At 57.4% G+C, this 20,731-nt stretch carries 17 protein-coding genes and 2 pseudogenes; 7 read left to right on the top strand and 12 right to left on the bottom strand.

Annotated elements, in window-relative coordinates:
* Nucleotides 1-65 precede the first annotated feature (65 nt).
* Together AC6CIA_RS01665 and AC6CIA_RS01660 are read right to left on the bottom strand one after the other, a co-directional pair.
* Entirely contained in the window at nt 66-800 is a 735-nt protein-coding gene (locus AC6CIA_RS01665; protein ID WP_498310421.1) for a methyl-accepting chemotaxis protein, read from the bottom strand.
* Between the two features lie 120 nt (nt 801-920).
* Nucleotides 921-1,610 (bottom strand): annotated as a pseudogene (locus tag AC6CIA_RS01660) (cache domain-containing protein); the annotation flags it as partial.
* Nucleotides 1,611-1,952: 342 nt separating this feature from the next.
* On the opposite strand from AC6CIA_RS01660, the gene AC6CIA_RS01655 reads away from it, so the two are divergent.
* On the top strand, nt 1,953-2,783 hold the full coding sequence (locus tag AC6CIA_RS01655; protein ID WP_084376531.1) for an undecaprenyl-diphosphate phosphatase: 831 nt from the start codon (nt 1,953-1,955) through the stop codon (nt 2,781-2,783).
* Complete coding sequence (locus tag AC6CIA_RS01650) at nt 2,783-3,181, top strand: DUF1294 domain-containing protein (protein ID WP_498310337.1); 399 nt, start codon at nt 2,783-2,785, stop codon at nt 3,179-3,181. Before AC6CIA_RS01655 ends, AC6CIA_RS01650 begins: the two co-directional genes overlap by 1 nt.
* On the opposite strand, the gene AC6CIA_RS01645 is transcribed toward AC6CIA_RS01650, so the two are convergent.
* Nucleotides 3,170-3,520 (bottom strand): MmcQ/YjbR family DNA-binding protein, encoded by a 351-nt coding sequence (locus tag AC6CIA_RS01645; RefSeq protein WP_498310420.1) that lies wholly within the window; start codon nt 3,518-3,520, stop codon nt 3,170-3,172. The genes AC6CIA_RS01650 and AC6CIA_RS01645 overlap by 12 nt on opposite strands.
* 11 nt (nt 3,521-3,531) lie before the next feature.
* On the bottom strand, nt 3,532-4,440 hold the full coding sequence (locus tag AC6CIA_RS01640; protein ID WP_498310336.1) for a LysR substrate-binding domain-containing protein: 909 nt from the start codon (nt 4,438-4,440) through the stop codon (nt 3,532-3,534).
* Nucleotides 4,441-4,566: 126 nt separating this feature from the next.
* Between AC6CIA_RS01640 and AC6CIA_RS01635 the strand changes: the two genes are divergently transcribed.
* On the top strand, nt 4,567-5,178 hold the full coding sequence (locus AC6CIA_RS01635) for an FMN-dependent NADH-azoreductase (protein WP_498310335.1): 612 nt from the start codon (nt 4,567-4,569) through the stop codon (nt 5,176-5,178).
* Nucleotides 5,179-5,589: 411 nt separating this feature from the next.
* Here AC6CIA_RS01635 and AC6CIA_RS01630 read toward each other — a convergent pair whose 3' ends face one another.
* Both AC6CIA_RS01630 and AC6CIA_RS01625 read right to left on the bottom strand, forming a co-directional pair.
* Entirely contained in the window at nt 5,590-6,762 is a 1,173-nt protein-coding gene (locus AC6CIA_RS01630) for an MFS transporter (RefSeq protein WP_498310334.1), read from the bottom strand.
* Between the two features lie 183 nt (nt 6,763-6,945).
* Complete coding sequence (locus AC6CIA_RS01625; protein WP_498310333.1) at nt 6,946-8,532, bottom strand: ABC-F family ATPase; 1,587 nt, start codon at nt 8,530-8,532, stop codon at nt 6,946-6,948.
* Between the two features lie 454 nt (nt 8,533-8,986).
* On the opposite strand from AC6CIA_RS01625, the gene AC6CIA_RS01620 reads away from it, so the two are divergent.
* The gene (locus AC6CIA_RS01620) at nt 8,987-9,799 is read left to right on the top strand and encodes a class I SAM-dependent methyltransferase (protein WP_498310332.1); all 813 of its coding nucleotides are present in this window, start codon (nt 8,987-8,989) and stop codon (nt 9,797-9,799) included.
* A 133-nt stretch (nt 9,800-9,932) separates the two neighbouring features.
* On the opposite strand, the gene AC6CIA_RS01615 is transcribed toward AC6CIA_RS01620, so the two are convergent.
* Nucleotides 9,933-10,343, bottom strand: coding sequence for a TIGR03067 domain-containing protein (locus AC6CIA_RS01615; protein ID WP_498310331.1), 411 nt, complete (start codon nt 10,341-10,343; stop codon nt 9,933-9,935).
* Nucleotides 10,344-10,740: 397 nt separating this feature from the next.
* Between AC6CIA_RS01615 and AC6CIA_RS01610 the strand changes: the two genes are divergently transcribed.
* Complete coding sequence (locus AC6CIA_RS01610) at nt 10,741-12,084, top strand: LPS O-antigen chain length determinant protein WzzB (RefSeq protein WP_498310330.1); 1,344 nt, start codon at nt 10,741-10,743, stop codon at nt 12,082-12,084.
* 371 nt (nt 12,085-12,455) lie between these two features.
* Here AC6CIA_RS01610 and AC6CIA_RS01605 read toward each other — a convergent pair whose 3' ends face one another.
* Genes AC6CIA_RS01605 through AC6CIA_RS01595 form a run of 3 tightly spaced genes read right to left on the bottom strand, consistent with a single transcriptional unit; the run spans nt 12,456 to nt 14,674 of the window.
* Nucleotides 12,456-13,070: a hypothetical protein gene (locus tag AC6CIA_RS01605; protein WP_498310329.1), complete on the bottom strand. Its 615-nt coding sequence runs from the start codon at nt 13,068-13,070 to the stop codon at nt 12,456-12,458.
* A complete protein-coding gene (locus tag AC6CIA_RS01600; protein WP_498310328.1) occupies nt 13,067-14,533 on the bottom strand; it encodes a PAAR domain-containing protein in 1,467 nt (488 codons plus the stop codon). Before AC6CIA_RS01600 ends, AC6CIA_RS01605 begins: the two co-directional genes overlap by 4 nt.
* A gap of 3 nt (nt 14,534-14,536) precedes the next feature.
* Nucleotides 14,537-14,674 carry a hypothetical protein gene (locus tag AC6CIA_RS01595; RefSeq protein ID WP_498310327.1) on the bottom strand — a complete coding sequence of 46 codons (138 nt, stop codon included), beginning with the start codon at nt 14,672-14,674 and terminating at the stop codon, nt 14,537-14,539.
* A gap of 532 nt (nt 14,675-15,206) precedes the next feature.
* On the opposite strand from AC6CIA_RS01595, the pseudogene AC6CIA_RS01590 reads away from it, so the two are divergent.
* Together AC6CIA_RS01590 and lpxO are read left to right on the top strand one after the other, a co-directional pair.
* Nucleotides 15,207-16,061, top strand: a pseudogene (locus tag AC6CIA_RS01590) (chain-length determining protein); the annotation flags it as partial.
* Nucleotides 16,062-16,276: 215 nt separating this feature from the next.
* A complete protein-coding gene (gene lpxO, locus AC6CIA_RS01585; protein ID WP_498310326.1) occupies nt 16,277-17,176 on the top strand; it encodes a lipid A hydroxylase LpxO in 900 nt (299 codons plus the stop codon).
* 18 nt (nt 17,177-17,194) lie between these two features.
* Here the strand turns inward: lpxO and ligD are convergent, their stop codons facing one another.
* Complete coding sequence (gene ligD / locus AC6CIA_RS01580; protein ID WP_498310325.1) at nt 17,195-19,702, bottom strand: DNA ligase D; 2,508 nt, start codon at nt 19,700-19,702, stop codon at nt 17,195-17,197.
* Nucleotides 19,703-19,726: 24 nt separating this feature from the next.
* On the bottom strand, nt 19,727-20,584 hold the full coding sequence (gene ku, locus AC6CIA_RS01575) for a non-homologous end joining protein Ku (RefSeq protein WP_498310324.1): 858 nt from the start codon (nt 20,582-20,584) through the stop codon (nt 19,727-19,729).
* Nucleotides 20,585-20,731 lie beyond the last annotated feature (147 nt).

Genomic DNA, 20,731 nt, shown 5'->3' with positions numbered 1-20,731 from the left:
GAAGAGTCGAAGAGGAGGGCGATTGTAACCAACCGCCCAGGCAAAATCTTGCAACGATCAGTCGATCAAACCTTGAACTGGCGCAACAAGCCGTTCAACTCTTCGCTCAAGTCTTTCAAATGGCCGCTGGCCGCGCTCGATTGTTCCGCCGCCAGCGCGGTGCTGTGGGACAGTCCGGCCGCCTGGGTGACGTTCTGATTGATGTCTTCGACCACGTGCGCCTGTTGCAGGGTAGCGCTGGCAATCGAGGCGTTGAGGCCGTTGAGGTTGCGCAGGGCCTGGCCGATGGCGGTGAGGCTGGCACCGGCCTGGCCAGCTTGCTCGATGGTCAGTTGCGAGGCTTGATGGCTGTCGCTGATGACTTTGACCGCCGCTTCGGAATGGCCTTGCAGGCGTTCAATCATGCCCTGGATTTCCGCGGTGGACTTTTGTGTGCGCTGGGCCAGCAACCGCACTTCGTCCGCGACCACCGCAAAACCACGGCCTTGTTCACCGGCGCGGGCAGCTTCGATGGCCGCGTTGAGCGCCAGCAGGTTGGTCTGGTCGGCGATCGAGCGGATCACTTCAAGCACGCCGCCGATCTGGGTGCTCTCGGTGGACAGGGTGCGCATCACGTCTACCGCCTGATTGATGGTGTTGGACAGCGAGTCGATCTGTTGCAGGCTGCCATCAATGTTGATCTGGCCTTGTTCGGCCTGAGCCTGGGCATCGCGCATTTCACTGGCCGCATGTTCTGCATTTTTAGCCACATCCTGCACGCCGTAGGTCACTTCATTGATGGCAGTGGCGACCAGCTCCATCTGCTGGGACTGCTGCTGGCTGCGGTCATGGGCCTGGCTGGCATTGTTGCCCAACTCCGTCGACGACTGGCCCAGGGCGTTGGCGCACGTCTGCAACTGGCTGACCACCTGGCGCAATTTGGCGGTGAAGCTGTTGAAGTGCCGGGACAGTTCGGTGACTTCGTCCTGGCCGTGGGTGTCGAGGCTGCGGGTCAGGTCGCTTTCGCCGCTGGCGATATTGGCCATGGCATTCACCGCGTCCTGCAACGGGCGCACGATGCTGCGGGCGATCAGTACCACCAGCAGCGTCATGATCAGGGCAATACCGAGGCCAATGATGCAGGCTTTCCACATCTGGACCCGGAACTCTGCCTGCACATCATCGACGTAGACGCCGGAGCCGATAATCCAGCCCCAAGGCTTGAACAACTGGATATAGGAGGTTTTTGCCACGGGCGCATCCGCGCCGGGTTTGGGCCAGCGGTAGTTGACCATGCCAGCGCCCTTGGCCTGGGCCAGGCTGACAAACTCATTGAACACCGCAAAACCGTCCGGGTCGCGGATGGACGAGAGATTCTTGCCATCCAGCTTGGGATTGGCCGGGTGCATGATCATCACTGGCGTCATGTCGTTGATCCAGAAGTAATCATCCACGTCATAACGCAGCCCGCGCACTACGCTCAAGGCTTGCTGCTGAGCCGCTTCACGGGTCAATACGCCGGTGGTTTCGAGATTGTGATAAAAATTCAGGATTCCGCCGGCGGTTTCTACCACATGCTGGGTCTGCTGACTTTTGGCCTGGTAGAGATCGTCGTGAATCTGCTTGAGCATCAGCAAACCCAGGGTGAGCAGCATCAACACCGCGACTATCAAGATCAACCAAAGGCGCCGGCTGATCGACATATTGCGCAAACTGTTCATAGTCCTGTCACTCCGCGTTCTTATATTTTTTGGTGTTGCCCGGGCCGGCCAGTGATAACGCGAGGCGAAAAACGGGCTTGTCTGATAGGCTTTCGGCCCGGAATCAAAAAACCTGAGTCCTGCCTGATTTTTCACGGAATTTTTTGCAGTTCAGCCTTGATCCTGCGCGCTGGAAACTGAGCGTGCTCAGCGTTAGTGAACATAGAAAAAATATCAACCAGGCATGCTGACGCATGACCTTTTGGGGGAATAATGGATTTTTGGACCGCCTTTCAGGCATTGATACTAGGCATTGTCGAAGGGTTGACGGAGTTTTTGCCGATCTCCAGTACCGGTCACCAGATCATCGTTGCCGACTTGCTCGACTTCGGTGGCGAACGCGCCATGGCATTCAACATCATCATCCAGTTAGGCGCGATTCTGGCGGTGGTCTGGGAGTTTCGACGCAAGATCATTGACGTTGTGCTTGGGTTGCCCACCCAGCGCAACGCCCAGCGGTTCACCGGCAACCTGCTGATCGCCTTTATGCCGGCGGTGGTGTTGGGGGTGATTTTTGCCGACCTGATCCACGAGTACCTGTTTAACCCGATCACCGTGGCCACGGCGTTGGTGGTGGGCGGCGTGATCATGTTATGGGCCGAGCGCCGCGAGCATGAAGTGCATGCCGAAAGCGTGGATGAGATCACCTGGAAAGACGCTTTGAAAGTGGGCTTCGCTCAATGCCTGGCGATGATTCCGGGGACTTCCCGTTCCGGCTCGACCATTATCGGCGGCCTGTTGTTCGGCCTGTCGCGCAAGACCGCCACGGAGTTCTCGTTCTTCCTGGCCATGCCGACCATGGTCGGTGCGGCGGTGTACTCCGGCTACAAGTACCGGGATCTGTTCCAGCCGGCCGATCTGCCGGTGTTTGCGGTCGGCTTTGTGACCTCGTTCATTTTTGCGATGATCGCGGTCCGAGGCTTGCTTAAGTTCATCGCCAGTCACAGCTACGCCGCTTTTGCCTGGTATCGCATCGCGTTTGGTTTGTTGATTCTGGCCACCTGGCAGTTCGGTTGGATTGACTGGACAGCGGTCAAGGCCTGATGAACAAGCACCACAACGCTATCCAGCATCCGCGCTTCAAGGTCCTGGTGTTTCTGCTGCTGTGCGCGGTGCCATTGTTCGGCGCGGCGTTGCTTGGGTTTCGCGGGGTTTCACTGCTTCCGCTGGCAGCCTATGGGCTGGTCAGCGTGGTCACGTTTTTCCTCTACTGGAGCGACAAGCGCAAGGCCGAAGGCGGCAACTGGCGTACGCCGGAGAAAATCCTCCACGCCCTGGAACTGGCCGGCGGCTGGCCGGGTGCGCTGGTCGCCCAACAAGTGTTTCGCCACAAGACCCGCAAGGTCGCTTATCAGGCTGTGTTCTGGTTGATCGTGTTGCTGCACCAGGTGTTCTGGATCGATCAACTGTTCCTGGGGGCCACGCTGCTCTCATGGTTCTAGCTTGAGTCCAATCTGCGTGCGTTTGGGCAGTTTGCTCACTACCAGTTGGTGGGAGCGCTGCAACAAATCACGCAGCTCTTCACCGCCCAGCGGGTAGGGCGTTTGCATGATGATCCACTGCGCTCGCGCCAGGTAGGGAGCGGGGTGGATCCCTGGGCGATCGACATGCCCGAGAAACAGTTCCTTGTCGACTTTGAACGCCAGCGATTCGCCCCGCAGATTCTGCAGGGCGAACATCTTGTTCCCCGCGATCGAGAACACCCGCACGCCGCCCCACTTATAGTCCTCGCGCGCCCCGGGCAAACCCAGGCAGAAGTGGGCGACGTCTGCTTCGGTCATCTTCCTGTCACTCATAACGGTCGGTCTCCGCAGCTTTCAAAGGCCTGCGCCATGAAATCAATCCAGGCGCGTATCGCCGGCGATACACCGCGCCGGTGAGGGTACACCGCTTGCAGCCAACCGCCGGGCAGCGACCAGTCGGGTAACAGTTGCACCAGTCGACCACTTTGCAGTTCCTGCTCGCAATACATCATCGGCAGCATGGTAAAGCCCAGCCCGGCGAGCACGCTGGCCTTGCGCACCAGAAAATCTTCGGTGCCCAGGCGTGCCTCCATCACCAGATCATGGCTGTTGCCCTCGGGATCAAGTATGCGCAGGTGGACCATGCGGTCGGCTTCCAGTGCGCCGAGCACGGGCAGTTGCTTCAGCTCGTCCAGGCTCGCGATCTGCCGGCCACGCACCAGTTCCGGGCTGGCCACCAGCGCGGTGCGGGCCTGCCGCAGGCGTCGAGTCACCAGCAGTGGGTCCTCGTCGCCCAGTTCCCGTACCCGCAGCGCGACATCGACGCCTTCGGCCACCAGGTCGACACGGCGATTGATCAGCATCATCTCCAATTGCACCAACGGGTATGCCGCGAGAAATTCCGCGACCATTGTCGGCAGGATTTCGTGCGCCAGGCCCACCGGGCAACTGACACGCAATCGGCCGCGTGGCTCACTGGACATGTTGACGACCGCTTCGTCAGCCATCTCCGCCTCCAGCAACATCGCCTGACAGTGCCCGAGGTAGCGCTCGCCGACGGCCGTCAGGGTCAGTTGACGGGTCGTTCGTTGCAGCAAGCGGGCGTCCAAGCGTTCTTCCAGCTCGGCAATCCGTCGCGACAGCCGCGACTTGGGCACGCCAAGCAGGCGCCCGGCGGCCGCGAAACCACCGGCTTCCACCACCTTGGCAAAATAGTAAAGGTCATTAAGGTCTTGCATGGATCGGCCTATTGTCCTGTCAGTGGGACGAACTATCGCATTTTAACGGGCTAATCGGCTATTCGTTTGATCTGTAGGATGGCCTGCATTCGATCGCCGGTGGCGATCCTCACTTGGAGATCCCACATGAAACTTTTGCATATTGATTCCAGCATCTTGGGCGACAACTCGGCGTCCCGTCAGTTGAGCGCGCAAGTGGTCAAGGCCTGGCAAGCGGCCGAGCCGGGGCTGGAGGTGACTTACCGTGACCTGGCCAGTGAAGGGATCAGCCACTTTTCCGGCGTTACCCTGGGCGCGCTGGGGACTGCCGCCGAATTGCGTGACGCGGTGCAAAAGCACGAAGCTGACCTGAGCGCCTCGACCCTGGCTGAGTTCCTCGCCGCTGACGCCGTGGTGCTGGCCGCGCCAATGTACAACTTCACCATTCCGACCCAGCTTAAAGCCTGGATCGACCGCATCGCCGTTGCCGGCCAAACCTTCCGCTACACCGAAGCCGGTCCGGAAGGCCTGTGCGGCAACAAGAAAGTCATCGTGGTTTCCACCGCAGGTGGACTGCACGTTGGCCAACCGTCCGGTGTGGCCCACGAGGATTACTTGAAATTGCTGTTGGGCTTTATCGGTATCACCGATATTGAGTTTGTCCGTGCCCAAGGCCTGGCTTACGGTGAAGAAGCGCGCAGCAAGGCCCTGAACGATGCCAGCGCGATGATCAGCGACCAGCTATTCGCCGTTGCATAAGCACTGCGTACATTTCGCCGCGACTCGATCAGTCTGGATCGAGAAGCCAGAGCTCTGCATTCGAGTGGCCTGAAAGGTGCCGCAGTACCGCAATGCTGTTCAGTTAAGCCAGTGACGCGCCTGATACCGTTTTTGTGGCGAGGGGGCTCGTCCCGCGTTGGGCTGCGCAGCAGCCCCAAAGGTCTTCCCAGTTGTCCAGTCAAACCGTGGTGGCAGGTTTGAGGGCCGCTGCGCAGCCCAACGGGGGACGAGCCCCCTCGCCACGGGAGGGTGTTCGGCACGCGATCTTCTTAACTGAACGGCAGTACCGGTGTATCGGGCTTTTTGTTTAAGCGGGAGGGGCAGGTATCGCTGCCGCAATCCCGCTCACATCCTCGGTCTGTCGACCGGCGCGAGGCTGCACACGGTCGATCACTGGGCCCGGCGCTTGAGCAACAGGGTCAGGCCCAAGCCGCTCACCGAGAGCAACGCGGCGCAGAAGAAAATCCACGCGTATCCCAGGTTCAGCGCCACCGCTCCCATCAGCGGTCCGGCGATTGCCAGCGCCAAGTCAAAAAATACCGCATACGCACTTAACCCCGCGCCACGACTGCTGTTGGGCACTTGTTTGATCGCCTCGACGCCTAGCGCCGGATAGACCAGTGACAGGCCGAATCCGGTCAGGCCCGCGCCGATCAGCGCAACGCTGGTGGACGGGGCCAGCCACAACAGCACCAGGCCAAGGGTTTCGAGACTCATGCAGGCGATCGCCGCGTGGAATCCACCGAACCGATTGATGCTGGAGATAAACAGCAGACGCGCGACGATAAAGCAGATGCCGAATACCGTCAGGCACCAGGCGGCGCCAGCCCAGCCGCGGCTCAGGTAGAACAAGGTAATGAAAGTAGTCAGGGTGCCGTAACCGATGGAAGCCAGGCACAGGCTTGTGCCAAACGGGGCTATGCGCCCGAAAACCGCCCAGAAGGGCAGGCGCTCACCGCGTACCACTGGCACCGAAGGTTTTTTGCGAATCAACAGCAAACCAAGGGCCGCGAGCAGTGCGAGGGCGAGACCAAGACTGGGGTAGCCGTAGCGCGTGACCATCACCACCCCGAGCGGCGCGGCGATGGCAATGGCGCCGTAGGACGCGATGCCATTCCAGGAAATCGAGCGCGCTGTGTGCTCGGCACCGACTTGACCCATGCACCAGCTGATGGTGCCGACGCCGATCAAGCCTTGGGCAACACCCAGCAGCAACCGTCCAATGATGAGGATGCCCAGGCTCAGGTTCGGCAGGTCTTGCAGCAAGGTGGCCAGGAAGGTCAGCACGCCGCTGATGAGGATGCCACTCAGCCCGAGCACAATCGCACGCTTGGTGCCGACACTGTCCGACATGCGCCCAGCCATGGGCCGACTGAGCAAGGTGGCCAGGTATTGCGAGCCAATGGTTACGCCGGCCACCACCGCGCTGAAGCCCAATTGCTCATGGACATAACCCGGAATCACCGCGATCGGCAGGCCGATGCAGATAAAGGCGATGAAGGTATAGAAGACGATAGAAACGATCTGCAGGGTCACTGACAGGGAGCTGGGGGCGGCTGGCATGGCGGCTCGTTCGCGGGCGGGCGGTGAGCACATCATGGCAAGGGCGGGGCAGAAAAGGAAGCAGGCTAACTATCTAATCAAGCTGCTACAGGGCTAAGCTCAAGACGCTGATTTGTCCCCGTAGAAACGCAAAAAGCCCCGTCACATCAGACGGGGCTTTTTGCTTGCGGCTTGCGGCTGCTTTTAAAACACCACACCCTGGCTGCGCAGGTAGTCGTCGTAGGTGCCGCTGAAGTCGATCACGCCACTTGGGCTCAGTTCGATAATGCGGGTGGCCAGGGACGATACGAACTCACGGTCATGGCTGACGAAGATCAGCGTGCCCGGGTAGTTTTCCAGCGCCAGGTTGAGGGCTTCGATGGATTCCATGTCCAAGTGGTTGGTCGGTTCGTCCATGATCAGCACGTTGGGCTTTTGCAGAATCAGTTTGCCGAACAACATGCGACCTTGCTCACCACCGGAGATGACCTTGACCGACTTGAGGATTTCATCGTTGGAGAACAGCATCCGGCCCAAGGTGCCACGGATGATTTGCTCGCCTTGGGTCCACTGTCCCATCCAGTCGAACAGGCTGACGTCGTCTTCAAAATCATGGGCGTGGTCCTGGGCGTAATAACCCAGTTCCGCCGCGTCGGTCCACTTGACAGTGCCGGCATCCGGCGTCAGTTCGTTGACCAGGGTACGCAGCAGAGTGGTCTTGCCGATCCCGTTCGGACCGATGATTGCCACGCGTTCGCCGGCTTCAACGGTGAAGCTGAAGTCCTTGAACAGGGCCTTGCCATCAAAACCCTTGGCCATGCGCTCGACAATAACGGCCTGGCGGTGAAGCTTTTTGGTTTGCTCAAAGCGGATGAACGGGCTGACACGGCTCGATGGCTTGACTTCCGCCAGTTGGATCTTGTCGATCTGCTTGGCGCGGGAGGTGGCCTGCTTGGCTTTCGAGGCGTTGGCCGAGAAGCGGCTGACAAAGGATTGCAGCTCGGAAATTTGTGCTTTCTTCTTGGCGTTGTCCGACAGCAGCTGCTCGCGGGACTGGGTCGCCACAGTCATGTATTCGTCGTAGTTGCCTGGGAACAGGCGCAGTTCACCATAGTCCAGGTCGGCCATATGGGTGCAGACGCTGTTCAGGAAGTGACGGTCGTGAGAGATGATGATCATCAGGCTGTTACGCTGGGTCAGGATATTTTCCAGCCAGCGAATGGTGTTGATGTCCAGGTGGTTGGTCGGCTCGTCGAGCAGCAACACTTCCGGATCGGAAAACAGTGCCTGTGCCAGCAGCACCCGCAGTTTCCAGCCTGGCGATACTTCGCTCATCGGGCCGAAATGCTGTTCCAGGGGAATGCCCAGGCCCAGCAGCAGCTCGCCGGCGCGGGATTCGGCGGTGTAGCCGTCCATCTCGGCGAACTCGGTTTCCAGCTCGGCGACGGCCATGCCGTCTTCTTCACTCATTTCCGGCAAGGAATAGATGCGGTCGCGCTCGGCCTTGACCTTCCACAACTCTTCGTGACCCATGATCACGGTGTCGATGACATTGAATTCTTCATAGGCGAACTGATCCTGGCGCAGCTTGCCCAGACGCACGTTCGGTTCCAGCATGACTTGTCCACCGGACGGCTCCAGGTCGCCACCGAGGATTTTCATGAAGGTCGACTTGCCGCATCCGTTGGCACCGATCAAACCATAACGGTTACCGGCGCCGAACTTGACCGAGACGTTCTCAAAGAGTGGCTTGGCGCCGAACTGCATGGTGATGTTAGCTGTGGAGATCAATTACTTTACCTATCAATAGCTTGGGGTGCGCTTATTTGAGCCTGGAGCCTTTTGAGCCAGGGCCAACGGGCATGCGTCGACAGCGACTGTGGGGCGTGGGGCCCAGTCACTGAGCGGAAAATATGGGGTGCATGTTGGAATTTGGCGCGCATTGTCGCATATGTGAGGCGCGAGTTGTATGGCAGGGTAGGACCGTCTGGAAACCGGATCGGGATTGCTCCGCCGTAGGGGCTGAAAACTCTACAAAATTCACGAAATTGTAGAGAAAATCTCGCGTTGATCAGCTTTTGCACGTTTTCTTGTGGTTAACAGTTGAACATCTGATTGGCCTGGCCTAAGTTTCTTGCGTTCGCCCTGCAGTAATGGCTCTTTACCGGTTCAAGGACGACGAGGCTGTTAGTGCAGGGCGAACGACTTTCGAAGCCTGCGCCCCGTTTGGACGTCAGGAGACACAATGGACAAGCTGTCAGCTCAACACGTCGTTTCCAGTAACAGGGATGCCTGGAACGAATCCGCCGAACATCATCGCGGCACCGATAACTGGCAAATGTTGCTGCAGCGCGTCGGTAAGCCGGACTTCTCCTGCCTGGATGCGACACTCACCGCCTTGCTGGACGAGATAGGCGTCAAAGGCAAGGAGGTGGTGCAGCTAGGCTGCAACAATGGTCGTGAATGCTTGTCGCTGTATGGGCTCGGGGCTAAATGTGTGGTGGGGGTGGATCAATCCGCGGCCTTCTTGCAGCAGGCCAGGGAACTGGCGGCGTTGTCACCCCATTCGCCGGAGTTTATCGAGACGGATATCCATCGTTTGCCTGAACGGCTCAACGCGCGTTTTGACGTGGCCTTGATCACGATTGGCGTGCTGAACTGGATGCCGGATGTGGCGCATTTCATGTCCTGCATTGCCCGTACATTGAGGGCGGGCGCAACCCTGGTGATTTACGAGACCCATCCGTTCCTCGAGGTCTTTGATCCCGAAGCGGCGAACCCGATGTTGCCGGCCTGTTCGTACTTTCGTCGCGAGCCGTTTGTGTTACAGCAAGCACTTGTCTACGAAGGGGAGGCCAAAAGCGCGACAGCGACTTCTTACTGGTTCGTGCATACGCTCGGCGACATCGTCAGCGCCGCTATCGCGGCGGGCTTGCGCATCACTCACCTGCGCGAGTACCCGCATTCAAATCGTGAAGATATTTACGCCCAATATGAGCACCAGGCCGCGCAGTTGCCGATGTGCTACACGCTGACGGCGGTCAAACAGACGGCTTGAGTGACGCGCGGGCAAAAAAAAGGCCTGCTGGGGAGGCAGGCCAAGAGATTCACTTGAGGAGTAGCCCTCACCCTATAGCGGCAAAGGTGAAGGCTTCGTGAAAATCCTGTCGCAAATCTGCTTGCCCGATTGATCACTGCTTGCGGACAAATGTGCGCATGGTTTGTCCGGGACCGGTACTGAACCTGACGGGCCTCGGCATGCCTTCGTCAGCCGCGATAAACCTGAAGTAGTCGCCCTCCAGGATGTAGCTCGCTGGCAATCGCTTGCCGGCGTCGCTTCCCATCGAATCAATCCAGGTGATGCTCTTGGGCGTGGTACTGGCATCCAGGGTAAAGCTCCCGGCCAATAACACCTCGCCACTGGGTGTTGCGACCTGGAACCGGTCATCACGGATCGTGGTGACTGCGCCAGGCGCGCTGTGCGCGTCTGGAGGGTTGGGGATGCCGCTGTCTTCCAGTTCGGTTTGTTCCCACTCGCCTTGCAGGTTCTGCAAATCTTGATCGTCAGGGCAGGGCGCCGGGGGAGTCACGCAGAGCGACATATAAAGATCCTTCTTTGAAGAGAGGGGGGCAGCAATATTACCGGCCTGCACCACTTTCGCAGGCGGTTGCTGAAATGCGTTTAAGAGTAATCTGAAAAAAACCTGATTTTCGAGATTTTCCCTTTTTCGACAGGTATTTAGCGCAATTTTGACATACCGTAAGCGCAATGCCTGGTGCCACGTCGTCGGGGTTCAAGAGCCGCCTGAACAGGCCTCATGTGACAAAAAGAAAACATTCTTCACGACGTAGGGATTTTTCCAGCCAATAAGTGGTCCGACTATCGTTGGCTTGCGTGCATTTGCCGTGCCCAGGGCGTTGTCCCTGTATTTTCAATTAGTTACTCAGATTTACCGTGTACTGGACAAGCAGCGTCCACTACTTGAGGGTGTGCCCATTTTGAATAAAACTCCCCAGCTTCAATCTCATGTGGGATCGGACGAAATTGATTTGTTTGAACTGTTTCAATCTATCTGGCGGCAAAAGAAACTGGTCATCGGCTGTACGGTTTTTGTAGGTCTCATAGGCGTCGGTTACGCATTACTGGCGCCCCGCGAATATCGCGTCAGCAGTGTGTTGCGCCCTGCAGCCATCAATGAGCTGGATGCTCTCAACCGTTCCGAAGTCTATAAACTGCCCCCCGCCGACGCGCTGATCAAAGTCGGCTCGCAACTGGATTCATACGATACCCGGCTGAGCTTCTTCAAGGCCAACCAGGCGTTGTTCGAAGCGTTCCAGCAGCCAGGGCGCAGCCTTGAGCAAAGTTTCGAGGCCTTTAACCGGGACGCTATCAAGCTGACTTTGCCCGACCCCAAAAAAGCCGACTCGTTGAGCAGTTACATCCGCCTGGAGTTGGATTATCCCGCCGACATCGATGGGGTCGCGATCCTCAATGGCTTTGTTGACTACGCGATTGCCGCGGAGCGGGCGCAAGTCGGTGCCGACCTGAAAGTGATCGTCAATAACCGACTCGCTGAACTCAAAGGCAAGATTGACGCCGAGCGTTCCAATTACGAGACCGACAAAGAGTCAAAGGTCGCCAAGTTGCTGGAAGGCGACAAGCTCAAGCGTGCGCAGCTTGAGGACGAACTCAAGGCCTTGCGCCTGCAGATGAAAATGGAGCGCTCCAACCGCTTGGCGGAACTGAGCGAGGCGATTTCGATTGCCAAATCCATGGGCATCACACACCCGACGACCCCTTCGTCCATGGCGGATGCCGGGCGCGATGGTTCGAGCCAGGTGATGCGCACCGAGGTGAACAACCAAAAGATCCCGCTGTATTTCATGGGGACCGAGGCTCTTGAAGCCGAGCGCGTTGCCCTGCAGCATCGCACCAGTGATGACTTCACTAACAGTCGCATCGCTGAAATCGGCAAAGAGTTGCAGTTGCTGCAGGTCAACCGTGAAGTCGAGGTACTGAACAAGCGCGGCAACGAGGATATTTTCCTGCAGGATGTCGAGCCGTTGCGGGCGGAGATGGCGCGTCTGCGTGGCCTGAACATCGACATGAGCCACTTGAAACTGGTGACGATCGACCGTCGTGCCCAGGAACCACTGAGCCCCGTCAAACCGAAAAAAGTCCTGGTGGTTGCGTTGAGCCTGATGGCCGGATTGGTGCTCGGAGTCCTGGCGGCATTGATTCGCCATTTCGTCCGGGCTCGGCATGAAACGCCACCTTACTCACCGTTGGTGGATGACCGCTTCTCCCGGCGTGAACGCAAGGATGATGAACCGTTGGTCTGAGACGGCAAAGCTAAAACCTTCCCGGGCTGCGTCGCAGCCCGACACATCCGCCGTGGATATCCCGCGGCGGTTGAGTAACATAGTCGCTGAACACCTTTTCACAAATTTTGGTTAACCTTTGGTTACAAACTATGGCTAGAATAAAAGCCATTGGCCACGATCAGGACGGTGTTCAAGCCTGTCGTGTCGCCTGTTAACGAATTGTGATTTCAGGTGCTGCTTATCAATCCACGGTCTGTCGGGACCCGCAGGAGCAGCCTGTACTTGTTGGCGCTGGTGGTTGTGATATTTGTTTCCAGTGGTTGTGAGCCACCCATTCCAGTGATAGTGAGCCACCGCGCTGGTGGTTGTGAGCCACTCACAATGTTGGGTCATTGTGATACCCATGGTGTGGCCAGTTGTAGCTTGATGAGGTAACGCTCCTCTGTGGGATTGCGTTCATCCTTGAAGCGATTAACCACCATCATCACTTGATATTTGTTTCCTGCCTGCCAATAAGACGTACCGCCTTTATTCACATTCCGTAATTGGGCACGCCACTCAGGCGTGTCGGCAAACGGAGGGTCGTAATTAACTCGGATGGGTATCCAGCCACCCTTGCGCCATTGCTCTTGCAAATCCAGCACGACCTTGAGGGTATCGTCGAGTAATAGCGGCTCAATTTGAGGGGACAAACTGACATTTTCGACTCGTTCGTTGTCGAATGAGACAGTGAAGAAGCGAGCCCGTGGGGTTACGAATCCATATTGAGGATCTATGAGGCGAAGACGAGCATCAGAGGTTATAAATCTTCCCCAAATCTCTCCGGGAATGGCTGGATCAATCTTTGCGCTGGAACGCTGTCGCATGTCCTCCCACGGTTCGCCAGGTATCAACGCGACTTCTGGGGGATCGGCAAAAAGACACACTGTTGCAAAGACAAGAAGCGCAGCAACGATTAGTGAAAGCCCACCCCGTTGCCAACCTATCGACCTGAGCCAGTTCATCGAACACCTTTGCCTTTGGCTATATCGTCAATGGCCTGTTCGATTCTGGGTCGTTCAGTGCTGTGTAACAGCTCGTCAAACTGCTTTGCTGCTTTAAGCACAAAGGTCATACGCTGGTTGATATCGGCCAAATTGGCGAAGGGGTTGCTGCTGAACTCAATGGTGCGGCCATCGTTGGTGGGACGGCACTGGCTTGCGAGGGTCAACTCAATGGCTTGAGCTACGCCGGAGGGTAGGCCGGTCACGTAGGAAAGATGGTTTCCGCGCAACAGGCGAATCAGTTCGGGGTCGATATACATTGTGGGCTGAAGGATATTCTGTTGCTCGTGCCAAGCCATATGCACAACGCTTTGTGCGATATTTCCAGCATCAATGGCTTCGAAGGCTTGCAGGATTTCCTTCTTGTTCGTACCAAACTCTAGTTTCTCTTTGCCGATGGGCCACAGCACGGGATGCTGACCATCGTCAGAAAGGTTCTTGCGAAAAGGAAGGCATGTTTCAAGGAGTTTTAGACCACGGTCTTTATAAAACGCATGCAAGGGGAATACATCCAAAAACAGCGTTGTATTACCCATTGCCATCATTTCGTAAACAAGCTGATAAAGCTGTTGCACGCTCGACAACGGATCTCCCTCACTGCGTATATCAACGCTGGGCACCGGATTATTGCGGTTAGCCTGTTCATACTCCCGTTGCCTTTTCTCGTACTCCAGAAGCTTGGCCTTTCTTTCACGCTCTTCAGCGCTGAACAGTCCCCACACGCCTGCTCTGGCGCTGTTTTTCAACTGTTCCGCTGCCTCATATTCCGCCTGAATCTTCTCGATGGATTCAGATGCATGCAACAAGCCACACCCCACCTGTTTGGATGCAAATGCGGCGAGGCCAGCCCACTGAAAACGGTTATCGGATTGCCATAGTTGGGCGTAGGCAGAGTTGATCTTCTGGTTACGCACCTTGGGGTCGGCTATCAACTTTCCGCCGGGTGCAATGAAGTCTTCGGCTTGTTTTTGGTAAAGAAGCCAGTTTTTCTCACAGGCGGACTCGATTGTTTCCGTGAGCCCGGAGGAAGAGACAGGGGCCGAGGTGAAGTTTGTAGGGCGGGTTACGGTGGGTGTGTGTGCTGCTGTTTCTGAGGTGGAGGCTCTGCTGTTTGTGGTTGCTTGAGGTGCAGCGCTGTGGTTGATAGGTGCGATCAGGCGGTTACGACCCGTAGGGCAACCGCAGTGGATTTCTGCGCCGTCCAGTACAGTCGCAATGCCCATCCATTTCATGGCTGGCAGGCTATCAACGATTACGCCGACTTTTCCGCATTGTGGGCAGGGTGTCGTTTTGTCCCCTAACCGTAAGACGCCCAGTCCGCCCCCTTGTGTCGCATTTGGGAGGCTGCTGATACACACCGCGCCGGTGGTGGTTAGATCACCGTGCAGACCTTGTCCTATGCCGTTAACCGTTCCTCGGCGCATGATTTAGCCCTCAACCGAATGCAGGAAGGCTTGTTCGTTGAAAGCGGCCAGGCGTTGCTCTGTAAAGGTCGGGTTTCCCAGAGAGCGGAGAACCTCAGGAGAGACTTCGTTGGTGTACAAGAGGGGCAATGCAGCATTCATTTGTATGATCCTGATCCATGGGGCTTGGGCTACAGCCCTATGTTCACCTCAGCGAGAGCTGATATGCCTGGTGCATTTCGGCCGGTGACAATAAGTGGAGGATGTAACCCACAGGCAGCACCCTGGAGCGGTGGTTATCGGAAGTAAATAGGACTTTTCCCAAAGTCACTCATTCCCAAAGGATTTGGTTGATCAGCAGGGCATTATCAGCGCGCAATTGGATCGCAATCGCCGGAATGCACACGCTGGGAGGGCTTATGTTGGTTCTTAGCTCCATTTCTCCCCCCTCCAAAACGAACGTTTGATGGGCTGTCAGCTGCAAACAATGTGAGCGCAAGGAGCCCGTCAGGCGTAATTAACCTGAGCAGAAAAAGCATTGATTGCGAACATGGCCGGTTTCGATTGCAAGCAGCCACAGCTAGCTAACTCAATTGATAACCCACGCAACAAATTTACCGTCTATTGGGTGAGCCCCGTAAGTAGGATTTCGGCTGGATCAGAATCACCAGCGCGGTGGCTCACTATCACTGGAATGGGTGGCTCACAACCACTGGACGGAGTGGTCACCATCACTGGAATACACAGTGTGTTGCGCCCTGCAGCCATCAATGAGCTGGATGCTCTCAACCGTTCCGAAGTCTATAAACTGCCCCCCGCCGACGCGCTGATCAAAGTCGGCTCGCAACTGGATTCATACGATACCCGGCTGAGCTTCTTCAAGGCCAACCAGGCGTTGTTCGAAGCGTTCCAGCAGCCAGGGCGCAGCCTTGAGCAAAGTTTCGAGGCCTTTAACCGGGACGCTATCAAGCTGACTTTGCCCGACCCCAAAAAAGCCGACTCGTTGAGCAGTTACATCCGCCTGGAGTTGGATTATCCCGCCGACATCGATGGGGTCGCGATCCTCAATGGCTTTGTTGACTACGCGATTTCCGCAGAGCGGGCGCAAGTCGGTGCCGACCTGAAAGTGATCGTCAATAACCGGCTCGCTGAACTCAAAGGCAAGATTGACGCCGAGCGTTCCAATTACGAGACCGACAAAGAGTCAAAGGTCGCCAAGTTGCTGGAAGGCGACAAGCTCAAGCGTGCGCAGCTCGAGGACGAACTCAAGGCCTTGCGCCTGCAGATGAAGATAGAGCGCTCCAACCGCTTGGCGGAACTGAGCGAGGCGATTTCGATTGCCAAATCCATGGGCATCACACACCCGACAACCCCTTCGTCCATGGCGGATGCCGGGCGCGATGGTTCGAGCAAGGTGATGCGCACCGAGGTGAACAACCAAAAGATCCCACTGTATTTCATGGGGACCGAGGCTCTTGAAGCCGAGCGTGTTGCCCTGCAGCATCGCACCAGTGATGATTTCACTAATGGCCGCATCGCTGAAATCGGCAGTAACACAGTCGCTGAACACCTTTTCACAAATTTTGGTTAACCTTTGGTTACAAACTATGGCTAGAATAAAAGCCATTGGCCACGATCAGGACGGTGCTCAAGCCTGTCGTGTCGCCTGTTAACGAATTGTGATTTCAGGTGCTGCTTATCAATCCACGGTCTGTCGGGACCTGCAGGAGCAGCCTGTACTCTTCTGACATGTGACGAATTCCCTTGAAACTCATCATTGTTGCTCTCTACGTTGCCTCGATTGCGTATGTCCATCTGCGTGGCCGGGTGAGGCATAGTCTGGGCCGCCAATTAAGTGACCATTCGACCTTCCTCGCGCCGGTCAATTGTTTCCTGTACCTGTTCTCCAAACTGCCCGGCCGACCGTATTTGTCCCCCAGCGACTTTCCCGACCTGAGCCCCTTGGAGGAACATTGGGAAGAGATTCGCCTGGAGGGCCAGAACCTGATGCGAGCTGGCGCGATCAAGCGTTCTGAGCAATACGACGACGTGGGTTTCAACTCGTTTTTCAAGTCGGGCTGGAAGCGTTTTTACCTGAAGTGGTATGGCGACAGTCATCCGTCCGCCATGAAGTTATGCCCCCGCACGACCGAGCTGGTGCAAGGCATTGGCTCGATCAAGGCGGCGATGTTCGCCGAGCTGCCGCCAGGCTCCAGGCTGGTTCGCCATCGTGATCCGTACGCCGGGTCCTATCGTTATCATCTGGGGCTGGACACGCCCAATGATCCGGGTTGCTACATCAACGTGGATGGCGAGAACTATCACTGGCGTGACGGCGAGGCGGTGATGTTCGATGAAACCTATATCCACTTTGCCGAAAACACGACCCAGCACAATCGGCTTATCTTGTTTTGCGATATCGAGCGTCCGATGAAGTACCGCTGGGCCGCTGCCTTCAATCGCTGGTTCAGTCGCACTGTCATGGCGGCGGCCGGTTCGCCCAATGATGCGGGCGACAAGACGGGCGGCTTGAATCGGGCCTTTACGCGTTTGTACAAGATCCGTCTGCGCGGCAAAGCGCTGAAAAAGCGTAACCGCACGCGCTATTACCTGGAAAAATGGGCGATCTTTGCGCTGCTGGCGGCGGTTTTTGTGCTTATTTAAGCGCGTTCACGCAGCGCCTCAGTCTGGCGGATGCGCGCCCAGCTTTTCCCACATTTTCTGGCTGATTCGCTGTCGATTGGCGTAACCCACCCATGGATCCTCCTGCAAATGCTGCAAACGTTCGTGCAGGTTGCCGATGTTCCATTGTTGCGCGCCGCGCAGCCCGTTCAACTCATCCCGGCTGACAGGCACAGACACCGGTAAGCCCGGCCGGGCCCGCACCGAGTAGGCCGCGACCGTACTGGCTCCGCGGCTATTGCGCAGGTAGTCGATAAATATCTTCCCGACGCGATTTTTCGGCCCCGAGGTGGCGGTAAAACGTTCCGGCAATTGCTTTGCCATGAACTGTGCGATGGCTTTGGTGAAAGCCTTCAGCGTTTCCCAGTCATCTCTGCGTGCCAACGGGATGATCAGGTGCAAGCCCTTGCCACCGCTGGTTTTGACGTAGCTGTCCAGGCCCAGTTCATCCAACACCGCTAAGGTCAGTTGCGCGGCCTCGAGCATGCTTTTCCAGGGCAATGCCGGGTCCGGGTCGAGGTCGAGCACAAACAGGTCCGGGGTCTCGATCTTGTTCGTCGTCGCGCCCCAGGTGTGCAGCTCGATCGTGCCCATCTGCACCGCGCCGGTGAGCGCCGCCACGCTGTTGATTTCCATCAGGCGTGCATGTCCGGGGTCCAGGGCCTGATCCAACTGCTTGATATGGGGGATCGCCAGGCGTTCTGCGTGCTTCTGAAAAAACTGTTCGCCTTCGACGCCTTCTGGCGCCCTCAGCAGCGAGACAGGGCGGTTGCGCAGGTGCGGCAGGATCCACTCGCCGATGGCCTCGTAGAACCTCGCCAGTTGCTGCTTTTGCGTGCCACTTTGGGCATCAATGATTCGCGTCGGATGGGTGATTTTTACCCCGGCGACGTTAGCCTTGTCAGCATCCGCGGTGTGCGGAGCAGCGGTTTTCGTGGCTTTCAAGGACTTGGCTGGACGCGGTAGCTCGTGCACGATCTGCTCCACAGGTTTATCCGTACGCAGCCCGACAAAGGCCGCCTGGCGTACAACGCCTTCGCGGGTCCATTCGGCAAACTGTACCTCGGCGACCAATTGCGGCTCGATCCAGCGCACGCCGTGCCCCTGGACGCCGGACAAGGGCTTGTGCAGCGCTGACGACTCGCGCTCCAGAGGCTGCATTTTCATGTATATGGATTTCAGCGCCGCCTGGTCGAACCCGGTTCCTACGCGTCCGGCGTAGACCAGGCCAGCCTCATCATTGACCGCCAGCAACAGCGCGCCAAAGCCGCTGCGTGAACCTTTTGGCTGGGTGTAGCCGATAATCACGAACTCCTGGCGCAGGCGACATTTGAGTTTGATCCAGTCCGGGCTGCGGGAAGAGTTGTAGGGACTGCCGGCGCGCTTGCCAATGACGCCTTCGAGGGAAAGGTCGCAGGCGCTTTCGAAAATATCTTGCTGATTGGCGGTGAAGGCTGTGGAAAAACGCAGCAATTTGCTGTTGTTGCGCGCCATCGCCTCTTTCAGGGCGGCTCGACGTTTTTCCACCGGGTCGCCTCGCTGGTCGCGGCCTTCGAGGAAGGGCGCATCGAACAGGTAATAGACGATGTCCAGGCTGCGACCGATATCAAACGCGTTCTGTAATGCCTGAAAGTCTGGCAGGCCGTCGGCATTCAGGCTGACTACTTCGCCATCCAGCCAACTGTCCTGGAGTTTCAGCGCCTCCAGGGCTTTGACCTGGCGGGGCAGGCGATCAGTCCAGTCATGGCCATTGCGGGTGAACAGGCGCACTTGGCCCTTGCGAATACGGGCCAGGATCCGGTAACCGTCGAACTTGATTTCGTATATCCAATGACCTGCGGGGACCCGATCTACCAAGGTGGCCAGTTGCGGTGCAAGGTGTTCGGGCAGGACGGTTTTCTTGTCGGCTTTGTTGCGCACTTTGGTCGTGTCCTTCGGACGCCCGACGGACGCGCCGCTCAAGACACTTTTGGGTTCGGCGGTGACGATGTCGTACTCATCCGAGGCGCGTGCCTGCTGGTCATTTTCCTTGATCAGCAGCCATTGTTCCTTATCGCCGCTGCCCTTGAGCCGGGTACGGACCAACGTCCAGTCACCCGCGAGTTTTTCACCGATCAAGGTGAACTTGAGTTTGCCGGCGGCGTAGGTCTGCAGCGGATCGCCATGGGGTTGCCAAACGCCACGGTCCCACACAATCACGTCGCCCGCACCGTATTGGCCGGTGGGGATGCTGCCTTCAAAACCGCCGTAGCTTAACGGGTGATCTTCGACGTGCACGGCCAGGCGTTTCTGGCTCGGGTCCAGGCTGGGGCCTTTGGGCACCGCCCAGCTCTTGAGTACCCCGTCGAGTTCGAGGCGAAAATCATAGTGCAGGTTACGCGCGTCATGCTTCTGAATCACAAACGACAGGGCCGAGGCTCGGCGCTTTGAAACAGGCGCCGATTCGGAGGGTTCACAGGTGATCTCGAAGTTACGCTTGCGCTGGTATTCACTCAGGGGCTTGGCCATGACGGTTTCCTTGCTGGTTCCGGCTCAAGAAGCCTTGGTGGTCTTTTTGCGCGCCGCAGGTTTGGTCGTTTTTGGCTTGGCGCTGCCCGTCGACTTGGCTCCGAGGCTGCGTTTGAGCAGTTCGGTCAGGTCGATCACGTCGGCTGACTTGCGTTCTTCTTTGCCTTCGCTCGATTCGACGTCTTCGATCTTGCCGGCCTTGGCCTTCTTCGCCACCAACGCCATGATTTTGTCCTGGAAGCTGTCGCGGTAATCTTCCGGCCGCCAGTCGGCACTCATGTCCTCGACCAGGCGCTTGGCCATATCCAGCTCGCCCTTGGTCAAGGTTGGCCGCGTCACATCGCTCTCCAGCTCCAGCTCGTCCAGCCCGCGGACCTCGGCGGGCCAGCGCAACATCACCAGCACCAGCGCGGATTCCAGCGGGACCAATGCGGCCAGGTGTTGTTTGGTGTGCAATACCACGTTCGCCAGGGCAACCTTGGCGGTTTTCTTCAAGGTTTCGCGCAGCAATGCGTAAACCTTGCCGCCGCGTTTGTCCGGCGCCAGAAAATACGGCGTATCGATGTTCTGTAACGGAATCTGGTCGCTGGCGACAAACGCGATGATTTCGATGGTTTGGGTGGATTTTGGATGAGCCGAGCGGATTTCCTCCTCACTCAGCACCACGTAGCGGCCTTTTTCGTAGGCCACACCCTTGACGATGTTGTCTTTGGTGACCTCCTTGCCAGTGGTTTTGTTGATGCGCTTGTAACCGACCGGGTCCATGCTGCGCTTGTCCAGCCAATCAAAATCCACGCCCTGGGAGGATGTCGCCGAGACCAACGAGACCGGGATGTGCACCAGGCCGAAACTGATCGCGCCTTTCCATATGGCTCTTGGCATATAAGTAGCTCCTGAAGGGATAGCGTGTTCAGGTGACCTGTGGGCCTTCAGAAAAGTTTCTATCATCGGCTGGCCGGCAACGCGGTCTCAGCGGCTCTGAAAAGCCGTGTTACACCTGATCGGAGACTATTTAGTTACCAAAGCCGA

Source organism: Pseudomonas sp. GQ91, assembly GCF_059758795.1.
Note: the sequence above shows the minus strand (reverse complement) of the source record. Positions and strands in the feature narration are given on the sequence as shown.